General features: G+C 37.5%; 22 protein-coding genes. 15 read left to right on the top strand and 7 right to left on the bottom strand.

All coding sequences use genetic code 11. The annotated features are described in order from the left end of the window. Positions 1–200 precede the first annotated feature (200 nt). From folD to PN471_RS16910, 5 genes are all read left to right on the top strand, one after another. Positions 201–1,076: a bifunctional methylenetetrahydrofolate dehydrogenase/methenyltetrahydrofolate cyclohydrolase FolD gene (gene folD, locus PN471_RS16930; protein WP_271777842.1), complete on the top strand. Its 876-nt coding sequence runs from the start codon at positions 201–203 to the stop codon at positions 1,074–1,076. 683 nt (positions 1,077–1,759) lie between these two features. Further along, positions 1,760–2,698 (top strand): geranylgeranyl diphosphate synthase CrtE, encoded by a 939-nt coding sequence (crtE, locus tag PN471_RS16925; RefSeq protein ID WP_271777841.1) that lies wholly within the window; start codon positions 1,760–1,762, stop codon positions 2,696–2,698. 79 nt (positions 2,699–2,777) lie between these two features. Then, the gene (locus tag PN471_RS16920) at positions 2,778–3,233 is read left to right on the top strand and encodes a divergent PAP2 family protein (protein WP_271777840.1); all 456 of its coding nucleotides are present in this window, start codon (positions 2,778–2,780) and stop codon (positions 3,231–3,233) included. Positions 3,234–3,334: 101 nt separating this feature from the next. Continuing rightward, positions 3,335–5,431, top strand: a complete 2,097-nt coding sequence (locus tag PN471_RS16915) for a RecQ family ATP-dependent DNA helicase (RefSeq protein WP_271777839.1) — start codon at positions 3,335–3,337, stop codon at positions 5,429–5,431. A gap of 6 nt (positions 5,432–5,437) precedes the next feature. After that, a complete protein-coding gene (locus PN471_RS16910; RefSeq protein WP_271777838.1) occupies positions 5,438–6,679 on the top strand; it encodes a DNA-processing protein DprA in 1,242 nt (413 codons plus the stop codon). Positions 6,680–6,804: 125 nt separating this feature from the next. On the opposite strand, the gene PN471_RS16905 is transcribed toward PN471_RS16910, so the two are convergent. The 4 genes from PN471_RS16905 to PN471_RS16890 form a co-directional block, all read right to left on the bottom strand. Then, positions 6,805–7,458, bottom strand: coding sequence for a hypothetical protein (locus PN471_RS16905; RefSeq protein ID WP_271777837.1), 654 nt, complete (start codon positions 7,456–7,458; stop codon positions 6,805–6,807). A gap of 109 nt (positions 7,459–7,567) precedes the next feature. Then, positions 7,568–7,897, bottom strand: coding sequence for an MgPME-cyclase complex family protein (locus PN471_RS16900; RefSeq protein ID WP_271777836.1), 330 nt, complete (start codon positions 7,895–7,897; stop codon positions 7,568–7,570). A 277-nt stretch (positions 7,898–8,174) separates the two neighbouring features. Beyond that, a complete protein-coding gene (locus PN471_RS16895) occupies positions 8,175–8,894 on the bottom strand; it encodes a SnoaL-like polyketide cyclase (RefSeq protein ID WP_271777835.1) in 720 nt (239 codons plus the stop codon). A gap of 130 nt (positions 8,895–9,024) precedes the next feature. Next, the gene (locus tag PN471_RS16890; RefSeq protein ID WP_271777854.1) at positions 9,025–9,747 is read right to left on the bottom strand and encodes a pyridoxine 5'-phosphate synthase; all 723 of its coding nucleotides are present in this window, start codon (positions 9,745–9,747) and stop codon (positions 9,025–9,027) included. A 124-nt stretch (positions 9,748–9,871) separates the two neighbouring features. On the opposite strand from PN471_RS16890, the gene PN471_RS16885 reads away from it, so the two are divergent. After that, a complete protein-coding gene (locus PN471_RS16885) occupies positions 9,872–10,510 on the top strand; it encodes a Uma2 family endonuclease (RefSeq protein ID WP_271777834.1) in 639 nt (212 codons plus the stop codon). Positions 10,511–10,853: 343 nt separating this feature from the next. On the opposite strand, the gene PN471_RS16880 is transcribed toward PN471_RS16885, so the two are convergent. Further along, positions 10,854–11,735: a PstS family phosphate ABC transporter substrate-binding protein gene (locus PN471_RS16880; protein ID WP_271777853.1), complete on the bottom strand. Its 882-nt coding sequence runs from the start codon at positions 11,733–11,735 to the stop codon at positions 10,854–10,856. Positions 11,736–12,508: 773 nt separating this feature from the next. Here PN471_RS16880 and PN471_RS16875 point away from each other — a divergent pair. After that, positions 12,509–14,167, top strand: coding sequence for a mechanosensitive ion channel family protein (locus PN471_RS16875; protein ID WP_271777833.1), 1,659 nt, complete (start codon positions 12,509–12,511; stop codon positions 14,165–14,167). Positions 14,168–14,584: 417 nt separating this feature from the next. Here PN471_RS16875 and PN471_RS16870 read toward each other — a convergent pair whose 3' ends face one another. Next, a complete protein-coding gene (locus PN471_RS16870; protein ID WP_271777832.1) occupies positions 14,585–14,722 on the bottom strand; it encodes a hypothetical protein in 138 nt (45 codons plus the stop codon). 122 nt (positions 14,723–14,844) lie between these two features. On the opposite strand from PN471_RS16870, the gene PN471_RS16865 reads away from it, so the two are divergent. Next, on the top strand, positions 14,845–15,606 hold the full coding sequence (locus PN471_RS16865) for a Uma2 family endonuclease (protein ID WP_271777831.1): 762 nt from the start codon (positions 14,845–14,847) through the stop codon (positions 15,604–15,606). Between the two features lie 132 nt (positions 15,607–15,738). Here PN471_RS16865 and PN471_RS16860 read toward each other — a convergent pair whose 3' ends face one another. Further along, positions 15,739–16,521: an ABC transporter permease gene (locus tag PN471_RS16860; RefSeq protein ID WP_271777830.1), complete on the bottom strand. Its 783-nt coding sequence runs from the start codon at positions 16,519–16,521 to the stop codon at positions 15,739–15,741. 221 nt (positions 16,522–16,742) lie between these two features. Here PN471_RS16860 and PN471_RS16855 point away from each other — a divergent pair, with 221 nt between their 5' ends. From PN471_RS16855 to PN471_RS16825, 7 genes are all read left to right on the top strand, one after another. Further along, the gene (locus PN471_RS16855) at positions 16,743–17,348 is read left to right on the top strand and encodes a DedA family protein (protein ID WP_271777829.1); all 606 of its coding nucleotides are present in this window, start codon (positions 16,743–16,745) and stop codon (positions 17,346–17,348) included. A gap of 75 nt (positions 17,349–17,423) precedes the next feature. After that, positions 17,424–19,148 (top strand): ABC transporter ATP-binding protein, encoded by a 1,725-nt coding sequence (locus PN471_RS16850; RefSeq protein ID WP_271777828.1) that lies wholly within the window; start codon positions 17,424–17,426, stop codon positions 19,146–19,148. 77 nt (positions 19,149–19,225) lie between these two features. Further along, entirely contained in the window at positions 19,226–20,458 is a 1,233-nt protein-coding gene (locus PN471_RS16845; RefSeq protein WP_271777827.1) for a DNA cytosine methyltransferase, read from the top strand. Continuing rightward, a complete protein-coding gene (locus PN471_RS16840; RefSeq protein ID WP_271777826.1) occupies positions 20,431–21,408 on the top strand; it encodes a Bpu10I family restriction endonuclease in 978 nt (325 codons plus the stop codon). Before PN471_RS16845 ends, PN471_RS16840 begins: the two co-directional genes overlap by 28 nt. An 80-nt stretch (positions 21,409–21,488) precedes the next feature. After that, positions 21,489–22,388, top strand: a complete 900-nt coding sequence (locus PN471_RS16835; RefSeq protein WP_271777825.1) for a M48 family metallopeptidase — start codon at positions 21,489–21,491, stop codon at positions 22,386–22,388. A gap of 479 nt (positions 22,389–22,867) precedes the next feature. After that, positions 22,868–23,368 (top strand): 2TM domain-containing protein, encoded by a 501-nt coding sequence (locus PN471_RS16830; RefSeq protein ID WP_271777824.1) that lies wholly within the window; start codon positions 22,868–22,870, stop codon positions 23,366–23,368. An 88-nt stretch (positions 23,369–23,456) separates the two neighbouring features. Next, the gene (locus PN471_RS16825; protein ID WP_271777823.1) at positions 23,457–24,038 is read left to right on the top strand and encodes a Uma2 family endonuclease; all 582 of its coding nucleotides are present in this window, start codon (positions 23,457–23,459) and stop codon (positions 24,036–24,038) included. The last annotated feature ends 46 nt before the right edge of the window (positions 24,039–24,084 follow it).

Below are 24,084 nucleotides of genomic sequence, written 5' to 3'. Positions count from 1 at the left end.
AGCAATTAAGTATTTTACTTTAAAAATTAAATTTTAGGCGACTGGGAAAATGAGAAAATGAAGAAACTGGGAGGTAAAACAAATAAAGGGGCTAAAGGAAATATTTATCTTCACTTTTGCCTTTTATTCTCTCACCGTGGCGTAGCACCTATAACCTGTAACCTGTCACCTGTAACCTGTAACCTGTAACCTATTCCCTTATGAAACAAACTGCGAAAATCCTCGACGGTAAGGCATTAGCCGATAAAATTCAGCAAGAACTTAGCGAGACAATTAGCAAATTACAAGGTAAAATTGGGCGATCGCCTGGATTAGCGGTATTAATGGTGGGAGATAACCCAGCCTCAGCCGCCTATGTCCGCAACAAAGAAAAATCCTGTGCTAAAGTCGGAATTACCTCTTTTGGTAAACACTTTCCTAGCCAAACCAGCCAAACTGAATTAGAGGAAGTAATTGCCCAACTCAACGAAGATGAAAGAGTAGACGGGATTTTAGTCCAGTTACCCCTTCCCCATCATTTAGATGCTGTCAGTCTATTACATCAAATTGCACCGGATAAAGACGCTGACGGACTCCACCCCGTGAACTTAGGACGACTGGTGCGAGGTGAAACAGGTTTACGCAGTTGTACTCCCGCCGGTGTGATGCGATTGTTAGGAGAATATAAAATTCCTTTACAGGGAAAAAAAGCTGTCGTCGTAGGCCGGAGTATTTTAGTAGGGAAACCGATGGCTTTGATGCTACTAGAAGCTAATGCTACAGTTACCATTACCCATTCTAAAACCCGGGATTTACAAAATATTACCAAAGATGCTGATATCTTGATCGCTGCCACCGGTATTCCCGGCATGATTAGTGCTGATATGGTAAAACCGGGCGCAATTGTGGTAGATGTGGGCATAAACCGGGTTACAGATAGCAATGGCAAAAGTCGGTTAGTTGGTGATATTCAATTTGAAGCGATCGCTAATGTGGCAGAATATATTACCCCTGTTCCCGGTGGTATTGGTCCAATGACAGTAGCCATGTTATTGCAAAATACTGTTTCTAGCTATTTACAAACAACAGGCAACTGAGAAATAATTTTTGTCAGTAACTCAGCCCTAAAGGGACTGAGCTTGTAAGAAATTGCAAGCTGTACTGACCAGTCTAAGTCTTCACTGACTACGTTTTTTGAGTCACGACACCCTGGAATGCGTAGCTAGTTCCCTGCTCTGTCATTTGCAATTAAACAGTTTTAAAGTCACTGAAACAGTGTTGCAAGTCTAAAAAGCTCTTAAAACATTGACGAAGCTAACATCACCCCGAAAGGGAGGCTCTTCGGAGCAACACATTATGCGTACAGAGTTAGGAAATTTGAATCGGTAATTGTCCCGTTGAAAGTACATCACAAAAGTACCCCGAATTTCCTAACTCCAAGGCGGTAATGAAAAAATATTCAAGGTGGTTAAAACCGTGGTCAGTGAGCTTGTCGAACTGCTCGTGTCGCTTCCCTCTCAGGTCTGAAGATTCTGAGTTTCCCGCATACCGCGAGGTTTTATGAATATTCATGATTCCTCAGTACAACGGGAATCAACAGCGGATTTTAGATTTATTCCCCGCATAAATTCGGGGACTTTAAACTCTTTAAGATTTTAAATCCAAAATCCAAAATCTAAAATCCAAAATTCGGTGAGTGTTTCCGCCCCAAACCCCCGTAAAATTGGTACACAGATCACAAACAACCCAATATTTTCAAAAGTCAAGAGGAATACAAAGCATGGTAGCAACGGACAAAAGATTGGAAACCCCCAAAAAATCAGAATCAGCTAGTTTTAACCTCGCTACCTATCTCAAAGAACGACAACAGCTTTGCGAACAGGCTTTGGATAATTCCATTACCGTCGTTTATCCAGAAAAGATTTATGAAGCCATGCGCTACTCACTCTTAGCTGGAGGGAAACGAGTTCGGCCTATTCTCTGTCTCGCTACTGCCGACATGATTGGTGGCACAATAGAAATGGCCATGCCTACAGCTTGTGCCGTAGAAATGATTCATACCATGTCATTGATTCATGATGATTTACCCGCAATGGATAACGATGATTATCGTCGCGGTAAACTCACCAATCATAAAGTTTATGGTGAAGATGTCGCTATTTTGGCAGGTGATGGTTTATTAGCTTTAGCCTTTGAACACGTGGCCGCCCAAACTCCTACAAATGTACCTAGAGATAGAGTATTACAAGTCATCATTCGCCTGGGTAAAGCATTAGGCGCGGCTGGCTTAGTCGGTGGTCAAGTAGTAGATTTAGAATCGGAAGGTAAATCCGATATTTCCTTAGAAACCCTGAATTTTATTCATAATCATAAAACAGCAGCCCTGTTAGAAGCTTGCGTAGTTTGTGGGGGAATTATTGCTGGTGCATCCGCTGAAGATGTGCAAAAATTAACTCGTTATTCTCAAAATATTGGTCTGGCTTTCCAAATCATTGATGATATTCTAGATATCACTGCTACCCAAGAGCAGTTGGGTAAAACCGCTGGGAAAGACCTCACAGCCCAGAAAGTCACCTATCCTAGTCTGTGGGGAATTGAAGAATCTCGCGCCAAAGCCCAACAACTGGTTGCTGAAGCTTGTGCTGAATTAGAATCCTATGGTGAAAAAGCCATTCCTTTGCAAGCGCTCGCCCACTTTATCACCAGTCGCAATCACTAAATCCAATTTTAGATTTTGGATTTTGAATTGCTGACTCCATACAACCACTACCCACACTTACTAACCTCACCAAAATACCATGCAGGACATAGGCGAAATTATCAACAACCGCGTGCTGCTGGTTGCGCTTGTAGCTTGTTTTGTGGCTCAAGGATTAAAGCTTATCGTTGAGCTAGTTAAACATCGCAAATTAAATGTGCGTGTTTTAGTGACTACTGGAGGTATGCCCAGCGCCCATTCAGCCCTAGTAACAGCCCTAGCAGACGGTGTAGGTCAAACTTTAGGCTGGGCATCTCCAGAATTTGCTCTAGCTACAGTTTTTGCTATCATCGTTATGTACGATGCCGCTGGAGTGCGTCAAGCTGCCGGTAAGCAAGCAAAAATACTCAATCAAATGATTGATGAATTATTCCATGAAAAACCGGACTTTTTTCAAGACCGTCTCAAGGAATTACTAGGACATACACCAGTTCAAGTTATCGCTGGTTCAGTTTTAGGTGTAGCTATTTCTTGGTTAGCGCGGGCTGTATATTAGTCATTGGTAATTGGTCAGATTTCCCAGATCATCAACGTATTACAAATGTTGTAGGTTATCCTTTGTGATACAAAAGTATGGTAGGTAGATACTCAGCATCTATGACAACCATACTCAAAGAAAAAGCATTATTCCTTCTGCGTCAGGCCTTGAATAACCCAAACGCTGATTTTCACAATGGACAATGGGAAGCTATTGAAGATTTACTACTGAACAAATCACGGTTACTTGTCGTTCAGCGCACAGGTTGGGGAAAAAGTCTAGTTTATTTTTTAGCGACTCGCTTATTAAGAGATCAAGGTGCTGGTTGCACTTTATTGATTTCACCTCTTTTAGCATTAATGCGAAACCAAATTTCAGCAGCAAAACGTATTGGAGTAAAAGCCGAAACAATTAATTCTAGTAATACAGATAATTGGAAACTTGTAGAAACAAATTTGTTAGCAAATCAAGTAGATATTTTATTAATTTCTCCTGAAAGATTAGCTAATGATGAATTTAGAGAAAATATCCTTTTACCATTATCTCAAAAAATAGGTTTATTTGTTGTTGATGAAGCCCATTGTATTTCTGACTGGGGACATGATTTTCGTCCTGATTATCGCCGTATTGTCAGAGTTTTACAAGCCTTACCACAAAATATTCCTGTTTTGACTACAACTGCTACAGCTAACAATCGAGTAGTTGATGATATTAAAGCTCAATTAGGGTCAAATCTGCGCGTTTATAGAGGAAATTTAACTAGAGAAAGTTTACATCTACAAAATATTTACCTTCCCAGTCAAGCCGCAAGATTAGCTTGGTTAGCTCAACATCTATCTCAATTACCAGGAAGTGGTATTATCTACACATTAACTGTGCGTGATGCTCAACGAGTTGCTGATTGGTTGAAAACCCAAAATATTAATGCTAAAGCATATCATAGCAAATTAGAAGATGGAAGAGAAGCATTAGAAGATGAACTCCTAGAAAACAAAATTAAAGCATTAGTAGCAACTACAGCTTTAAGTATGGGCTTTGATAAACCCGATTTAGGATTTGTCATTCATTATCAAAGACCTGGTTCTGTTGTACATTATTATCAGCAAGTAGGTAGAGCAGGTAGAGCAGTAAAAACAGCCTATGGAATTCTTTTAAGTGGTGATGAAGATGAAGAAATTACTAACTACTTCATTGATACAGCATTTCCTCCCCAAAGACATACAGAACAAGTATTAGCGGTAATTAATTCTGCTAGGAATGGAATTTCTGTTAACGAAATAGAACACAAAATAAATCTTGCTCAAGGACAAATTAATAAAGTTTTGAAATTACTATCTTTGGAATTTCCCACACCTGTCACCAAGATAGATTCTAAATGGTATGCTAACCCAGTCAACTATCAAATTAATCGTCAAAAAATTGCAGAAATCACCCAAATCCGCCAACAAGAACAACAGCGTATGGCAGATTATATGCAAAGTAAACAATGCTTAATGGCTTTTTTAACAACAGAATTAGATGATCCAAATGCACACGAATGTGGTAAATGTGCTGTATGTTTAGGTAAGCCATTATTCCCGGAAACTTTTGCAGATGAACTTGTAAATCAATCAATTTTATATTTACGTCGTAGTAACCAAATTATTGAACCCCGCAAAAAGTGGATTAAAGAATCATTGCTCACCTATGGGTTTTCTGGAAACATTAAAGACAATTTAAAAGCAGAAGAAGGAAGAACATTATCTTTATGGGGTGATGCAGGTTGGGGAGAATTAGTCAAGAGAGGAAAATATCAAGATAATCATTTTGATGATGCACTTGTCCAGGCTACTGTTGAGATGATTCAACGTTGGAAACCTCAACCTTTTCCCACTTGGGTAACGTGCGTTCCTTCCTTAAGTCGTCCAGAACTTGTACCTAATTTCGCCCAAAGACTAGCTGATAAATTAGGCTTACCATTTAAACCCATTGTCCGCAAAATTCGTCAAACTCAGTTACAAAAACAGATGAATAACAGTTATCAACAAGCTCATAATTTAGATGGATCTTTTGCAATTGATGATTGGCAAGGAATGAGTGGTAATGTATTCTTAGTTGATGATATGGTAGATTCCCGTTGGACTTTTACTGTCATTGCAGCACTTTTGCGTAATGCTAGAAGTGGATTAGTTTATCCTGTAGCATTAGCTCTTAATTCATTAGGTCAATCGGATTAGAAAATTATGTTAAATCATGTCCTAGCACCAGATACTCAAGCAATTTTGCTGTTGTGTGCCAGTTTTGGACAAAATCGCCAAATTGAACCGCTACCTTTGACTCTGGGTGAATATAACTTGTTAACAGACTGGTTACGAGAACATCAAATGCGTCCAGCAGATTTACTGGAAACAACAGCAAAAGAACAAGTACAAAAAATAAGTAACAATAAACTTAACCCTGATAGGCTTTTAGCTTTATTACAACGGGGTGCAATGTTAAGTTTAGCTGTGGAAAAATGGACCAGTCGGGGCTTATGGATATTAGGACGCAGTGATGCTAAATATCCAAAACGTCTTAAACAAATATTGAAACATTCAGCACCAGCAATTATTTATGGGGTTGGAAATACCGAATTATTATCTTTAGGAGGATTAGCAATTGTAGGTTCTCGTGATGTAGATGAGGATATTATTCACTACACACGCAAAGTTGCCCAAACTTGTTCTCAACAAAGCATACAAGTTATTTCCGGTGGTGCAAGAGGGATAGATCAAGAATCAATGTTAGGTATTTTGGATCATGGAGGAACGTCTGTTGGTGTATTAGCTGATAGCTTGACTAAAGCAGCAGTAAATAGTAAATATCGTTCTAGTATTCAAGAAGGTAGATTAACTTTAATTTCTAGCTATGATCCTGATGCTGGTTTTAGCACAGGCAACGCAATGGGAAGGAATAAATATATTTATAGTTTAGCAGATTATGCCTTAGTTGTTAATTCTACTTGTGGTAAAGGTGGAACTTGGGCTGGTGCAGTAGAAGCATTATCTAAATTGAAAGAAGTTCCTGTCTTTGTGAAAATGGGATCTTCTGTACCAGAAGGAAACCAGCAATTATATAATCAAGGTGCAAAACCGTTTCCTTCAGAAGTTGAACATGGTAATTTGCGGGAGATGTTAACAAAAACTATTAATGATTTTGAATCGGTAAAAACTGAAATAATCCCAGAACAAAATGTTAAGATTATCGCACAAGATTTCACCAATATGTCTAAAGATATTTATAATGTCGTTTTACCTATAATTCTTAATCATTTACAGCAACCCAAGGATGCAAAATCTCTTGCGGACTCTTTACAAGTGAGAAAAGTGCAAATGGATGATTGGTTAATAAAAGCTATACACGAGGGGAAGGTAATAAAAACAAAAATAGAAAAGCGAGTTGCTTATGTGGTTAATCAATCAGATACTCAACTTTCTTTGTTATAATATTAGCGTCCCAGATTTCTCACAAGCGAGAAAAAACAATTGACTGCCATATTCTCATTCTTTAGGAGAAATCCAGATATCTAGTTTTAGTCCCTGATTAAAAAACAACTAACACCGGACAACTATCAACGGACGCTTGAGCGGAGTAAGACTACTTTGCGACCATCAGCTAAGACAGCTACAAAGCCACTCTCGCTGAGTTTTTGCAATGTATTGTATGCTTCTTTTTGGTTGGTAGTATAAACTGCCAACAGGTAAGGGCGTTGTCCATAGGAGACAAAACCCACATCACCTCCTACGGATTTTTGCAAGCTACTAACCATTTCTGGACGGTTGAAATAATCAACCAGAATTGCATAACCTTCCCCTAATATTTTGGGGTTGTAGCTGATTTTTGAATTTGGTACTTTTGAAGTTGTTTGTGGTACTTGTTGAGGCGTTTGCTGTACAGGAAGAGTGGCGATAATGGCAGACAAACCAACTATATTCTGAATATACCTTGCCCAGCGATTGGCATCATCAATCTTCCTAAATCCACCAATCCGCGTTACTGTTTGATTGTTATATTTACAAATAACTGTTTTTAATTCAGTCGGTAATGCACTACGCAACTGCTTTTGATTTTCAGTTGTAGGACTGACTACCAACAATAGATATTCTTCTACACTTGGTGGTTGACAATTAGTAAGATTTTGTTGAGCAATACCAGGATTAATATTGCTAATTAAAGGAACTACCGACAGTAATAACACACTTGGCAAGATTTTTAATAGTTGCATAAATTGGTAATTGGTAATTGGTAAAATCTTTACTCCCTGCTCCCTGCTCCCTGCTCCCTGTTCCCTGCTCCCTGCTCCCTGTTCCCTGTTCCCTGCTCCCTGTTCCTTATTAAGAAACTGTACTGAGAGATGCTAAGGGACTGGGTATGCTATCAGAAGGGGCGGGAAATTCGCCAGTAATCACATACTCTAACCGCAGTTTTAGCCAGGTAATAAATTGGGCATTGGTGGAAATAATAGCTGCCGCAGGTTGAGGACATTTCTTTTTAATATCTTTCATTTCTGCTGCTTCTAAAAAAGCGGGTTGCCTAACTAACCAAAAATCAATTTCTTTTTCTTGTTCATGATAGTTACGAGTCCGTTCTTTGAGAACTTCTTCTATCGGTTCTTCTTCCATAAGAAAGTGTTGACTGGCCAAAACGTAATAGTATGTTTTCATTTTCTTTGCTTGCTGACTAATCTATAATTTTAGGGTAAGGTGGTAAGATCCCCGACTTCTAGTATTAATTCATCATTTATAAGACTTACGCAAGTGTCACACTAAAAATCTGTTGTAGGGTGCTTTACTACTGCATAAATCATGCAAATAAACAGATTGTTGATATCTGACGCACCCTACTAATGTGCCAGTTGCGTAAGTCCTAATTTTTTGACATCACGAGAGAAGAATTTGGGGATCTGATTAGGATACAGTGTTGAATCTGTACCCTGAGCAATTAACTTGTCTTCAATCCCTGAAACCAAGAACCAAAAGGACAACCACTACCCTTATTTTTACTATTTTCTAGTTTGCCACCTGCTGTCAGGCTTTCTAAAAATAGGGCATTATCAAAATAGTGTTCTAAGGAAACAATTTTTAAATCTTCGGTGACATGAGCAACACTCATACCGATAATTTCTACTGTTTTCCCTGTGGGTGCATAATCTTTATATTTACCCTGAAAATGTCCCCAGTGTCTCCATTTAAATGTAACATTTGGGGGACCGGAATAAACTGCCAATACTTCCCAGGGAAATCCTTGGGGGAAGGTACTATGAAAGATATCATGGGAAGATTCAAAACTTTCTTCTGAAGCCTTGTAATGTTCAGAATCAGCCATAAATAAATTATAAGTACCTGATTTACCTAACTCGGCGGCGGTGTATTCTTGACCCCCATTACTTGTTACCCGGAATTTGTCATTGACGATAGATAACCACTGTGCGGGGTTAGTTTTCCATGACACTTCCATTTCAAAGGTTCTGACGAGATTTTCGACAATTGCTTCCAGTGTACCTTGTAGATGATGGTGGATACTCTCTTTTGCTAGGTTTTGCTGAGAACGGCTATAGTCAGGGGCTTTTTGATAACGCCATTGAGCATCTGTACTGGCTGCAATTACTTTATCTCTATCTTGTACCCATAGGGGCAGGTTCTTAGGCTGTTGAGAGGTCATAGTAGTTTGAAGTTTCCAAATTTGACTCTAGTTTTCTGGAATTACGCAGCTACAACCCCTCTAGTCCAAAGAGGTAAAGGGCAGGGGGCAGGGGGAAAGATTTTACCAACTACCAATTACCAATCACCAATTACCAATTACCCCGCATTGCTTCTTTCATTTCCCTGACTGCTCTTTCCATACCTACTAAAGCTGCCCGACTGATGATAGTATGACCAATATTGAGTTCCTCCATGCCTGGAAGGGCGGCAATGGGGTAAACATTCCAGTAGGTGAGTCCATGACCGGCATTCACCCGCAAACCAGCTTTAATGGCTTGTTCACAGCCTTGGGCTAATAAAGTTAGTTCTTTTTGGCGAGTTGTTTCGTCTTTGGCTTCTGCATATTGTCCTGTGTGTAGTTCAATAAATTTGGCTTTTACCTTGACAGATGCCTCAATTTGTGGTGGTTCGGCATCAATAAACAAACTAACGGGAATGCCGACATTTTGCAGTTTATCAACTATCTCTCCTATTCTAGCAATTTGTCCGACAATATTTAAACCACCTTCTGTTGTTACTTCTTCCCGTTTTTCTGGTACTAGGGTAACATAATCGGGTTTGATATCTAGGGCTATAGCTAACATTTCTGAGGTTGCTGCCATTTCTAGGTTTAAATGGGTTCTCACTGTTTCTCGCAATAGCCGCACGTCTCGATCTTGAATATGTCTTCTATCTTCGCGTAAATGGGCGGTAATGCCATCAGCACCCGCTAGTTCTGCCAATACTGCTGCTGCTATAGGGTCTGGTTCTACTGTCCGCCGGGCTTGACGAATGGTAGCGATATGGTCAATATTAACACCGAGTGTAGGCACGCCTGGTTTCTCCTGTTTAACGGTTCTTTTGATGTTAATTCTACAGGAAATATCAATTGTACGGTGAATGGTCATATTATAAAGGAAGATAATTCTTGAAAAATTGGATAATCTTTGAGGCGATATGCTTTTAGAACTGCAACAAATTATTGTCAATCCAGGTCAACAAATGTTACTCAAGGATATTAGTTGGCAGCAGTTAGAAAAGATTTTGGAGGAAATGGGAGAAAGGCGTGCGGCGCGTATTTCTTATAGTGATGGTTGGTTAGAAATTATGGTTCCTTTACCTGAACACGAAAAAGATAAAGAACTTATTGGTGATTTAGTTAAACTTTTATTGGAAATACTCCAAATTGATTTTGAGCCTTTTGGTTCGACAACACTTAAAAATAAGCGAATGCAGCAAGCTGTAGAACCAGATACTAGTTTTTATATTCAAAATCAAGCTGCTGTAATTGGCAAAAATCGGATTGATTTAAATATAGATCCACCACCAGATTTAGCTATTGAAATTGATATTACTTCTCGGACTAGATCTGACAATTATGCAATTTTGGGAGTTCCTGAACTGTGGCGATATCAACAACAAGGTTTGGAGATTTTCTTGTTACAGTCAGGGAAATATATAAAGTCTCAATCTAGTCCTAATTTTCCTAATATTCCCATTGTCGAATTAGTTAATGAGTATGTACGGCAGTGTTTAACTATTGGGAGAAGTCAGGCTATGCGGAATTTTAGGAGTTGGGTTAAGGATAATTTGTAATTGCTAAGTAGGTTGGTATTGAAAATTGTCGTTATGGCAAGGCAAAAGGCACTCATGCAAGAGGCAAGAGTGAAGAGGGTTTGGGCGATTTTACATTTCTTTACACAGTTTGGTTTTATTGTGTTCACCTACTTATTCGGTAAAGTTGTAAAATTAAGGAATTGGCACGAACTCGTATTTGTCAGTTCCGGGTTTTTGTTGAACTTTGACTAAGAAGATATTATTGTTTATGCGATCGCCTGATTGTAAAAAATAAATTTTTCCTGTCGCATCATCAATTGAAAAGTTGTAATTGCTTAATAGATACTTTGCACGAAGATTCAGCAAAGTGAAGCATTAGCAACTAGTTACTTTTGTCAAAACCTCCAGTTTCTTGAAGCTGTCTTATCGTGTTTTTACATTGTTCTGTCTGAAGTAGATTTGCATACGCTTCACCAGCTTGCTGTTCTTTTTGACCATTTTCCTTAACCACTACATAAAAATCAACAGGGAGTGGATATTCACCACTATAAATCGCTTCTATGTTAACCCGATTACGCTTGCCAGGTCCACATTCAGCAGGTGACACGAAGTTTTGTTGTTGGTATGGATAGAAAGTTTTACCCTTATTAATAATAGGTAAAGTCTTAACTCCACACTGTGGTACTATATCTGAGATAGGTCCTACAAAGATTCCCCCAGCTTCTCTAGTGATTTCTCGGAGTCCTTCATTAGTTGTATTAACATAGTTAATCTTTTCACCAAACTCTATGATTTCTAAACTTTTTCTAAACTCATCAGTGCTTGTTGAATTATTACCACGCACATAAAACTTAATTGGTATATCTGCTGGATTACCAGCCTGTCTCCAGTTGTCAATCTTTCCACTAAAGATTTTACTTACTTGGTCTTTGGTCAGAGAATTGATCGCTAATTTGGGGTTAACGGCTACTGCTAAACCACTTTTAACAACTGGAATTGCTTTAAGACTTTTTTTAGCGTTGTGATCCTCTTGAGTCGAAACATTACGAGATGATAGAGCAAAATCCAGTTCACCATCTATTAACTTCTCAATACCTATTCCAGAACCTTTTACTAAGTCCTTTCTTATGTTGATATTAAATAGTGGATAAGTATTTTTAATTTCTGATTCTAGCTTTGGGTATATAAAACTCCAGGAAGTGCTGCCACCGTACTTAAATGTTCCTTCAGGTACATTGTGGACTTCTGCAAATTGGTTGGTAATTTTTATTGGAGGTAACTTACATGGAGGACATTCTTTATCCGGCTTAATATACCATGCTACCGCAAAACTAATAATTCCTAGACTTAATATTCTAGGACTTACGCATTGACAGGATCAACCAAATATGAGGTATGGGTTTCGGGCATTTTAACGTGATTTTTTGATGATTTTTGAGCGCTCGCTATTGAGCAGAAGTTAATCACCAAAAGCCTGAAACGAAGGATTTTCGTTCATGCACATCATGGTGAATTTGTACAGTGCGTAAGTCCTACATAATCAAATACTTTGAGAAAGCTCTAAGGAGATTATCATACGCATAAAATTTAAACTACAAAGGCTTTGTAAGTGACAATACCTTGTCCAAATTAGGAAAAGCCTTGATTTGTAGATTGGGTTGTGGAACGTAAACATTCGCGGAGCAATTAGCATGAAACCCAAGATGAGCCTTGGATTGCGCTGTCACTTAACCTAAACTACCTCTGATGGGTGAAAAGGTGGTAAAAATAAGGTATTATCTTAAAATTACACTTAAGTAAGTCAGCGTTATTAAAGAATCAATGTAACGAAATGTAAATTAACGAATACCTTATGAATAGGGTATTTCGCGGTTTTTACCAAACTAAATATATATTGACTTTATTGTGCCGACTTACTTACATGGTTACATAGACAAAAAATACATCAAATATCAATCACATATAGAGGTTGATTTTTGAGATTGGATAGTTTATCATCCTTTTAATTTGTTAAAAATTGTAAGAATTTAGACACTAATGATTTATTTTCTTGCCCAAGCGGCAGCCTCACCTGCAAGAACTAATCCTGTAGCCACAGCACTACTAGTTATGCCAACCGCGGCACAATTTGGTACGTTCCTTTTCAGTTTAGGTTTATGTACCGGAATTTCTTTTGCACTTTATATAGGGCTTTTTTATGTACTAAAATCACTTGCTCGCAAATGGGAAAAAGATACATTACTACTCCTTCTTGGCATTTCCGAAACTCCTCTGACTATAATTTTTATCCTTACGAGTCTCAAAATTGCCCTATTCAACTTAAGTAATTCAGGAGAAATAATTGAATGGATTCAGAAGGGACTCCTAGCCTTTCTAATAGCGGCTTTAACTTACTGGGTGACTCAGTTGTTTACAGAGGCAGTCGTTAGCTATTTGAAAGCTTATGCCAGGAGAACGGAGGCGATTTGGGATGATGTTTTAATACCTCTTCTTCAAAATTTTATCCCAGTAATTACTTATATTATTGGTATTTCTCTATTCTTTACTACCCTTGGTGTAGATTTAACTGGGATAGGATTAGCCCTAGGTAGTATCACTGTGGTTTTGGGATTAGCAGTGAAAGATATTTTAAGCAACTTCTTCAGTGGCTTAGTCTTATTAGTTGATACACCATTTAAGTTCGGAGATGTGATTGCTACTTCTGATGGTTCACTGGCAATTATCAAACAAATTGGGATTCGGGTAACAAAGTTGTATTTGATTGAAGAGCATTGTGAAGTATATATGCCTAATGCTGCTTTGGGAAATCAAAGTATCACTAACCTGAGTCGTCCTACTACTCACTATGCCTATACGATTAAGGTATCAGTGAGAATTGATGCTGATGCCATCATGGCGACGGATATCCTGCAAGAAATTGTTGCTGGACATCCAGACACATTAGCTGATTTTGATCAAAAACTCAAATCATTAGATAGCTTCTATGGATTAAAAGAAGCTCAGGGGGATAGGCTTTCCAAAAAGGATGCTGGACGCAAACGGATACTAATTGAAAAAGAAATAAATCTTCAGTTGAAAAAAGTCCACACCGTATTCCAGAAATTAATTGAAGAAATTCAACTTTTAGAAAGAGGTGGGTTAGATACACAAGAACTGAGAAGTATTCAGAAGACGTACATAGAGATATTAAACCTAGTAGGAATGGTTGTTATCACAGAACGAAAGGGTAAACGACAACGCTCTTGGTTGGAAGAAGAACAAGAGTCTACGAATAAAGAAAATCTCATTAGCTTAGTGAGATGTTGGTATCAAACATGGTTAAAAGATCCAGATTTGGTCTTGGAAGATCAAAATGTCTTGCCTGATGAATGGGAACAAAAAATTGAACTTCTGAAGATAAAACTGAATAAATTATTTCAGAAAATTTCTAGTCCAGGAGTTGATGAAACTAGGTTAGATGACTACGCAATCAAACTTCTAGATTGGTTGGAAACTAACTTTAAGGAGTCTTCTACTGCTTGGAAAGAACCACAAATTCAAATTACAGATATTCAAGGTTCTTCCATTCAATTTTCTGTAAGGTTCTATATTGATAATATTCAATTAGAACACTGGCGACGTGGTGAAAGAGTTAAAAATGAAGTGCGACGAGAAATGATTCGCCGCTTGAGACTGGCTCATATCTACACTGGTTAGGTCCTAAATAATTGCGGTAGTAAGGATTGAGATTTTCAATACAAGTAGGTTAGCATTGAAGATCGTCCTTATGGCAAGGCAATAGGCAATAGGCAATAGGCAATAGTGAAGAGGCAATAGTGAAGAGGCAATAGTGAAGATGGTTTGGGGGATTTTACTTTTCTTTACACCAATACCTTGTCCAAATCAAAAAAAGTCTTGATTTGTAGGTTGGATTGAGGTACGTTCACGTTCGCGGAGCGTGGCGTTAGCCATAGTGTGGCGATAGCCATAACCCAACAAATGCGTCGGGTTGCGCTGTCGCTTAACCCGACCTACAAAAAATGCACAAGGTATTGTTACACAGATTGGTTTTATTGTGTTCACCTACTTAACGTGGAATGGTGCGTTACGCTGTCGCTAACACACCTTACTTTTTTACTTTTGCACTTTATTTAATTCACATCCCTTAGTTTTTTCTGCGATAAATTTTTGCGCTGATTCCAGTGCTACTGTTAGTTCTTTTTGAGCATTGGCCTTAACTTTCACCTTTTTACCATTAACTTCAACTTCCAATTCAATAGTTTTATTACGCAAGCCGCCCAACCATGCCAACACGCTATAGTCAAAGGCTTTGAGAAAGCTCCAACAAGATTATCATAGAAGTTTAGGCTTGATGAAAAAGGCGATAATCACTCATGACTACCGATAAGAATCTAGCCATTGTTGACAGGGAAGCCCATGACTCATCCACACATTTCGTGTTTGACGATGGTGAAACCCATAACCCGCCAACAGATTTAATATTTGATGATGGTGAACCCTTGGAATCAAATAGACACCGGACTGGAATGAATGTCCTCATTCGGTCATTGCAGCAGTTTTGGTCTGACCGCAATGATTATTTTACTGGGGGCAATATGTTTATTTATTACAGCAGTGCCCAGGTTCGCAATCGTGATTTTCGCGGACCCGATTTCTTTGCTGTTCTCAATGTTGATGGTACTAACACTCGACAAGGTTGGGTGGTTTGGGACGAAAATGGTCGCTATCCTGATGTAATTGTGGAATTAATGTCACCTTCTACGGCAGGAATAGATAAAGGGTTTAAAAAAGACCTTTATGAGCAGACTTTTCGTACTTCGGATTATTTTGTCTATGACCCATTTAATCCTCATTCTTTACAAGGATGGCATTTAGATGACAATCAAAAGTACCAGCCGTTAATCCCCAATGAACATGGTTGGCTATGGAGTAGACGTTTAGGTTTATGGTTGGGAACTTGGGAAGGAACGGTAGAAAGGCAAACCACAATTTGGGCGCGGTTTTATGATGTTGCTGGTAATCTAGTTCTATTGCCAGAGGAAGCAGCTAAATCTCAAGCAGAAGCAGCTAAGGCAAAAGCAGATAGGTTGGCTGCTAGATTACGAGAATTGGGTGAAAATCCAGATATGTTGTAATCGTCAGGTTTCGCAAATCCCTGGCTTCTAAGGATAAGTCACAATTTCTGGAGACGATTACAACAGAAGTCGGGGATCTTAATTTTTGTTTACAAGATGATCCGGTAAGCGTAATGGTGAAGTTGAGTCCACTTAACTGGAAGCACTAGTGTAAAAACGGAGAGCAAATCGCCAAAACTGAGTAGAAATGAAAAATAATATCAAAGCTAATAATCCCGCACTCAGCAACCAGGTAAATTGAATTTGTCCTAACATGGACTGGGCGGGAACTGTAGTTAAAAAAGCTACAGGAACTACAAAGGTAAAGAAAAAACGGTAAGCAGCAGGATAGGCTGTAATCGGGTATCTGCCGGCATCTAAAAGTCCTCTTAATACTTCTGTGACGTTGTATATTTTAACAAACCAAATACTGGTCGCACCTAGTATAAACCACAGACTATAAAGAATGACCAAACCACAGGACAAGGGGAAAATAGTCAGTAAGTATTTGTCAATTCCTAAGCTGAGTTTTGTACCAGCGTAGCCAATTATGAGTAAACCGAAGATTAAATCTGGTATTCCCCAGGGAGAAACGGTATGAATAGATAACCAAAACTGACTACGAATAGGTTTTAATAATACAAAGTCTAAAGTCCCTTCTTGGACATGACGCACAATCCGATTTAAGTTCGGAGCTAGGAAGGTAGCACTAAAGCCTTGTAATAAGGTGAAAATTCCTAAGACTACTAAGGCGGCTTCCCATGACCAGCCTGTAAAAGTGTAGCCTGTGCGGTAAAACAGGAACAAACCAAAGACACTACCTACTAAATTACCTAAGCTACTGAAAGCAGTAATGATAAAATTAACACGATATTCCATTTCCGCAGCGATCGCCGCACTCCAAAATAATCTCAGAACTTTTAAATATCTTCGCATTTTTCATCTTTACCCCAATATCTATTAAATATAGAATAATTTTATCTAAGGAACGCAAATTTAATGACCTGCAATTCTGATTTAATGTAGAATGGTGCGTTACGCTGTCGCTAACACACCCTACTTTTCTACTTTTTTACTAAACTTAATATTATTTTTTATTTTTATAAATTTATAAACGCTAAAATGTTGGATGCAACTTCTTAAGCAAATCCGATTTTATGCACTTTAATTTACCGGAATTAATTAAATCGTTGGGTTATTTTGGAGTATGGGGAATTATCTTTGCTGAATCTGGTCTATTGATTGGGTTTTTTCTCCCTGGTGATAGTTTATTATTTACAGCAGGATTTGTCGCTTCCCAGAACTTGCTGAATATTTGGGTGCTGATTTTTGGTGCATTTGTTTGTGCGGTATTGGGTGATAATGTTGGGTATTTTACTGGACATAAATTTGGCAGAAAATTATTTGATAAAGATGATTCTTGGTTATTTCGTAAAAAACATATTGTTAAAACTCAAGATTTCTATGAAAAGCATGGTAAAAAAACAATTGTTTTAGCCAGATTTATGCCGATAGTTAGAACTTTTGCACCGATTGTAGCAGGTGTTGGAGCTATGCACTATCACTCTTTTATGTCCTACAATTTAATTGGCGGCTTTGTTTGGACAGTTGGGATTACTTTGTTAGGGTTTTTCTTAGGAAAATCTTTACCAGCGGAACAATTAGATAAGTATCTATTACCAATAATTGGCTTAATTGTTGCTGTTTCTTTATTACCTGCGATTATTCATGTAATTAAGGAAAACAACGCTAATAAAGAATAAAATATTTTATTCCCAAATGTACCCAAAAACTGGTAGCGTCAAACAAGGAAAATATTTTTTTGTGGATGTTACGACTTGAAAAAACGTTCTAATTATTGGCAACTGTTACCATATATCCGCACCCAGTGGACAACTATCGCTAAGGGTTTTGTCGGGATTTTGGGATATGTACTGGCAACTTTAACCTTGATTAATGTTGCGGGTAAGTTGGCAGCTCCTTTCGGAAATGGTAATGTATTAGCGATCGCTCAATTAGCCGGAATCAGTGCTGCTATCTTTCTTGTCAGGGGCTTTTTTCAGTCGGTGCAAGATTTATACATGGCAAAGGCAGCTTTAAGGGTGGCTTTTGATCTCCGACAACAGGTTTATACCCATTTACAAAAACTCAATCTCAGCTATTTTGAAACTGCTAAAGCTGGGGATTTATCCTATCGTCTCACAGAAGATGTTGACAGGGTTGGAGAAGTTATCAATAAGCTTTTTCATGATTTTACTCCCTGTACTTTACAGTTAATTGCCATTCCTATTTACATGATTTATTTGAATTGGCAACTTACCCTAGCGACGGTAATTGTTGCTCCAATTATGGGAATTTTAATTGGTTGGTTTGGGGAAAGATTACGGAAATATTCTCTTAAAAGTCAAAGTCGTATTTCTGATTTATCGGCTATTTTAACGGAAGTTTTTAGCGGGATTCGCTTAATTCAAGCTTTTGCTGCGGAAAAATACGAAATAGAGCGATTTAGTCATGAAGCAGAACGCAGTTTTAAAGCTAAATATTCTGTAGAAAGATTAAAAGCCATTCAAATTCCCATTGTGGGATTTTTAGAAGCTGTCAGTGCCTTATCTTTGTTAATGGTAGGAACTTGGCAAATATCTCAACGCAATTTAACCGTAGGTGAATTTTTTAGTTATTTAACAGCAGCAGCTTTGTTAATTGATCCTATTGGTCATACTACTAATAACTATAATGAATTTAAACAAGGTGAGGCATCAGTTGATCGGGTTTTTGAATTATTAGCAATTCAACCAACGGTGTTAGAAAAAGTTAATGCTATTACTCTTCCTGCTGTCAATGGTAAAGTTGAATATCGCAATATCACTTTTGCCTATAAATCAGGAGAACCTGTATTAAATAATATTAGTCTATTAGTCATGCCCGGTCAAGCGATTGCCCTTGTTGGTGCTTCCGGTGCTGGGAAAACTACTTTTGTGAATCTATTACCTCGATTTTATGATTCTGAATTTGGGGAAATTTTTATTGATGATGTAAATATTCGAGATGTGACTTTAAATAGTTTAAGAAAACAAATTGGTATTGTTCCCCAAGAAACGATTATGTTTTCGGGAACTATTGCCCAAAATATCGCTTTTGGACAAGATAATTTTGATATTAATGCAGTAGAATCAGCGGCAAAAATCGCCAATGCTGATCAATTTATTCAGCAATTACCAGAAGGTTATCATACTTGGGTGGGAGAGCGAGGTGTGAATTTATCAGGGGGACAAAGACAGCGAATTGCGATCGCTCGCGCAGTCCTGCTCAACCCGCAAATATTGATACTTGATGAAGCCACATCGGCGTTAGATTCAGAATCAGAAGCTTTGGTACAAGAGGCTTTGGAAAGATTGATGGAAAACCGCACGGTGTTAATTATTGCCCATAGATTGTCAACGGTGCGGAAGTGCGATCGCATTTTGGTGTTAGAAAAAGGGCAAATTGTCGAATCGGGAAATCATGAGGAATTATTAGAATTAGAAGGAAGATATGCGCGGTATTATGCTCAACAGTTTTCCTAACGTACATTCCTTATTGAAAAAATTGAATAGCTTTGTACAAGTTAAGATATCAATTATTTGAGTTAATTTTGATCAAAATGAAAAAACCCATTGCTATTGATTTATTTGCTGGTGCTGGAGGCTTTGCTTTAGGCTTTGAGATAGCAGGTTTTTCCGTTCCTCTCTCTGTTGAAATTGATGCTTGGGCGTGCAATACGCTACGCTACAATCACCCTCAAATGACAGTAATTCAAAATGATATTCGTGAAATCAATACTGCAAGTCTTGTTAAAGAAATCTGTTTTTTCCATCCTGACATTATTATAGGGGGTCCACCCTGCCAAGGTTTTAGTATTGCAGGACCTACCCAGAAAGATCCCAATGATCCTAGAAATACTTTATTTATTAACTTTGCTCAGTGGATAAGTTTTCTTCAACCTAAAGCATTTGTCATGGAGAATGTCAAAGGTTTACTATCGCGTAAAAATGTTGAAGGGATAAAAGTAATAGATATTATCAAGAAAACCTTTGAAAACATCGGCTATTTTGTAGAAATATGGTTACTTAATTCTGCTGAATATGGTGTACCACAAATTAGAGAACGTGTTTTTATTGTTGGAAATAAAATTGGTAAAAATTTAGGTATTCCTCCAAAAACACATTCTTTAGATTTACTAAATATTACTACCGGACAATTATCACTTGAAGGAATACATCTACCTCCTGCTATTAGTTTATGGGATGCCATATCAGATTTACCGGCACTTAACGCACGTGAAGGTAAAGAAGAACAACCTTACATATTAGAAGCTCAAAACTCTTATCAGAAGTGGATAAGAAATGATAGTAAAATCCTTTACAACCATGTAGCAATGGAACATTCTAACAGGCTTGTAGAACGTTTTAAACAAATCAAATGGGGTGAATCTAGTTCAGACGTAGCAAAGGAATATGGTGCTAAACGCCGAAGTGGAAATGGTGAATTATCTGATAAAACTTATGATCAGAATAACCGACGATTAAATCCCTATAAACCAGCCCACACTATAGCAGCTTCTTTTTATGCAAATTTTGTTCACCCTTTCCAGCATCGTAATTTAACAGCCCGTGAAGGTGCGCGTGTTCAGTCTTTTCCAGACAATTATCGTTTTTCTGGGAAAAAAACGGTTGTATCTCATAAGTTATTGCAACGGGAAAATAGATTTAATGAGAAGTTTCTTTGCCAGTATAATCAGGTAGGTAACGCAGTCCCACCCCTTCTTGCTAAAGCAATTGCAGTTCATCTTCAACAAAAATTAGAGTTATGCCCACAACTGATAGAAACCCTTTAGTTCACGGTTCAAATCTGGAACAAAAGGAGAAGCATCGTAAAAAATACAGAGATATTGAAAGTAGAAAATATCTTCAAGAAATTAGAATTAAGTATGATAAATGGCACTTAGATAATGTTCAATTAATTGGACTAACATCAATAAAGACTGATAATGATGATGAAATAATTTCTAAGCGAGTAGAACTTTTTACTGCGTACAAAGACTTTTTAGACCAACAACATTATGCAGAGAAGTTTGACTCTCGTTCTAATCTCCATTCTAGTATATTAGAAGAATTTCTTTATTATTTATTTAGAGATTTAGCTGAAGACTTTGGAGAAAATGCACTTATTGGTAAATCACATACTTTTAAAGATATTTTCTTTGTACCTCCAAAATATTCTGAGATGTTGAAACGTCCCTATGCTCGTATTGAAAAGAAAGACCATGACTTTGTAATTGGTGCAACTATTCAAGCATCATTTGAAGCAGTTACTCCACCAGAGGAAAAAGAAGATAGTGGTGAAATCCTAACAGTGGTAACAGAAGAACCAGAGAATTATTCAAAAGTTACAGTTACAGGTAATACAGAAACACATATTTTCGATATTCCAGTTATTGCAATTGAATGTAAAACGTATCTTGACAAAACTATGCTCGAAAGTTCATCACGAGCACCAGAAGATTTAAAGGCAAGAAATCCCAACAGTTTGTATATTGTATTAATGGAATGGATAAAGTTGACGAGTGATGTTAATCTACGAAAATATAAAATTGACCAAATCTATGTACTACGTCAGCAGAAAAACACTGATAGAGAATTTAGGTACGAGGAAAATTATGTAAAAAATCCGCTTAATCCAACTGTAGTTCAACATTTATTTTATAAAGTGCGGAAGCATTTAACAATGGACTGGGTTGGAGGAATTGAACAAGGTATACAGCGCGGTTGGTTAATTGAAGAATAGCTATATGTAAATATATTTATCTTCTCTAGGAGATCCAAAAAATATAATTTAATTGTATTTACCAAATTAATGCACTACCCATGACAAAAAAAATATTAACTGGACTAAGTTCACAAACTTACGAACACCCATTTGATCGCAAAGCCTTGGCTTCTTTACAAAGTATGCCTGGTATTTCTCCTTTGCTCAAAAAAGTCAACGAATATGGTATTGATCGTTTACTGAGATTACAAAGTATTGCTAGTGAAATCAGAGTCACACCGCGCAATTTTCCCCAATTGTATCAACCCTTGCTAGAAGCTTGCCAAATTCTTGCTGTGACAACTATTCCTGAATTGTATTTATTTCGAGGTACAGGACATATTCAAACCTATATTATTGGTGTAGAAAAACCTATTATTGGTGTCAACATTGAAGCAATGGAATGGTTGAATTATGATGAATTGCTGTTTATTTTTGGATATGAAATTGCTCGAATTAAAAGTCAACATATAATTTATCATCAAATAGCAATTGTCATGCCAGCATTAAAAATGTGGTTAAGTAGTACCACATTAGGCTTAGGAGGATTGATAGCTAGTGGTGTAGAATTGGCATTATATAATTGGGTAATGATGGCAAAGTTCACCGCAGATCGGGCTGGGTTATTAGCTTGTCAGGATATTGATATTGCAACTACCGCACTGATGAAACTTGCAGGTTTACCAGAAGAGTATTTAACTGCTCATGTGATTGAAGATTTTCTCATTCAATCCCGTGAATTTGCCTCTAATAGTGTTGATAGTCTAGATCAAGTTACGAAAATATTAAGTTATTCAGAATCTAATCTTTCTTGGTTAGTAATGCGGACTGGTGAATTGTTAAAATGGGTTGATTCTGGAGAATACAATCATGTACTGCAAGGAGAAAATGTCAATACTCCAAAAGGAAAAGAGGAAGGAGATGAAAAAGAAGGATGGAATTTTTTGACTTCTTGGTAATTTGATTTTGAGCAACTCTTCAACATCCATAAGTTACCTCTTACATCAATCAATACATATAAAAATAGCCCTGAACACACCCCCCACTGTCAAAATCAACATCAGCAACATCGCCCCTGAAACCCTAGCCACCCTCTGCTTTGACTTCCTGGGCTTCGATGCCAAAAATGCCCAATTTATCATACTGATTGAAAATCCGTAGGGGCGCAGGGTCTGCGCCCTCTTCTCATCGGACTGCTAATAACCACCATAGATATTTTTCCCAACCATAACTAATTGAACACCAGATTGATTTATATTTGCTAATCTAGAAGTGGTGTAAATACAGCAATTTTCGCTCTAATGAAATACAATGGAAGGCGCAAGCCCTGCGCCCCTACGGGTTTGGGGATAAAAAACTGTACCTCATAACATTAGAAAGTGCTGTATTGCTGATGGTAGTGCATTTTTCTATTAAAACTATTATTTGAGCAACAATTATGACAACGTTTCACCCTAACAGCCTGCGTTCCTACAGCCAAGAGGATGTACAGCAAATTCTGCAATTAGCGATCGCTCGTCAAGTGGACGACAACGATCAAGAATTTTCCTATCAGCAAATCCTGGAAATTGCCACAGAGTTACAAATATCACCCGATATCCTCCAACAAGCGGAACGGGATTGGTTAGGTAAACAAAACGAAGTAGAACAGCGTAAAGCTTTTAATCTTTATCGCCAAAGTAAATTTAAAAAACGTTTAGGAAATTACGCAATCATCAATATTTTTTTCCTAGCGATTGATGCCATTAGTGGCGGTCTTTTTTGGTCACTTTACATCTTATTAGCTTGCGGATTAGCCATATCTTTAGATATTTGGAATACTTTTCAAACTAAAGGTGAAGATTATGAAATCGCCTTTCAAAGATGGAATCGCAACCATCAAATTAAACAAACAATCAACACAGTTTTAAATAGGTGGTTTAAGGTGTTTAGTCCTTAAGTTTGATATCAACTGGGTTAGACATAAAATAATAACCTATTTAGCTTCATTTGGATCAAGATTCAATCTCTATACTTGGGTTTAAATTATGATAACTACACTCATTGAACGAGAAGCAGAACCAATTTTAATTAGCGACCTCACTTGGAGGGAATTTAAAGCTGTTGAACAGCTAATTGAGCGCCCAGGTTTAAGGTTGTCCTTTTTAGATGGAGTTTTAGAGATTCGGAAAATGTCAGGAAAAAAACATGAAACTATCAAAGAACGTATTGGATCTTTACTAGAAATTTATTTAGAATTTTTAGAATTAGATTTTACTCCAACTGGTTCTGTTACCCTAGAAAATGAATTGGAAAAAGTTAAAAAAGAAGGAGATAAATCTTACGAATTAGGAGCAAATAGAAAACGTCCTGATTTAGTAATTGAGGTGGTTGTTAGTAGTCGAGGAATTAATAAACTGGAAGCATACAAAAGGTTACAAATTTCTGAAGTTTGGTTTTGGATTAATGATGAATTATTGTTGTATAGTTTAGGAAATGGGGTATATGAAACTGTTACTAAATCGCAACTTTTACCGAGTTTAGATGTAGATTTATTGATGCGTTGTATTAATATAGAAAATCATGCTCAAGCACTACGGGAATTTCGAGCAGGGATAAAAATTATATAACTATTTGTAATAACTCCTCATCCTCAGAGAAGTTAAAGATAATTCT

The sequence above is a fragment of the Aphanizomenon sp. CS-733/32 genome (assembly GCF_028330045.1).
Classification (GTDB): domain Bacteria; phylum Cyanobacteriota; class Cyanobacteriia; order Cyanobacteriales; family Nostocaceae; genus Dolichospermum; species Dolichospermum gracile.
The sequence above is the reverse complement of the archived record's forward strand: the minus strand, read 5'-3'. Positions and strand labels throughout refer to the sequence as shown.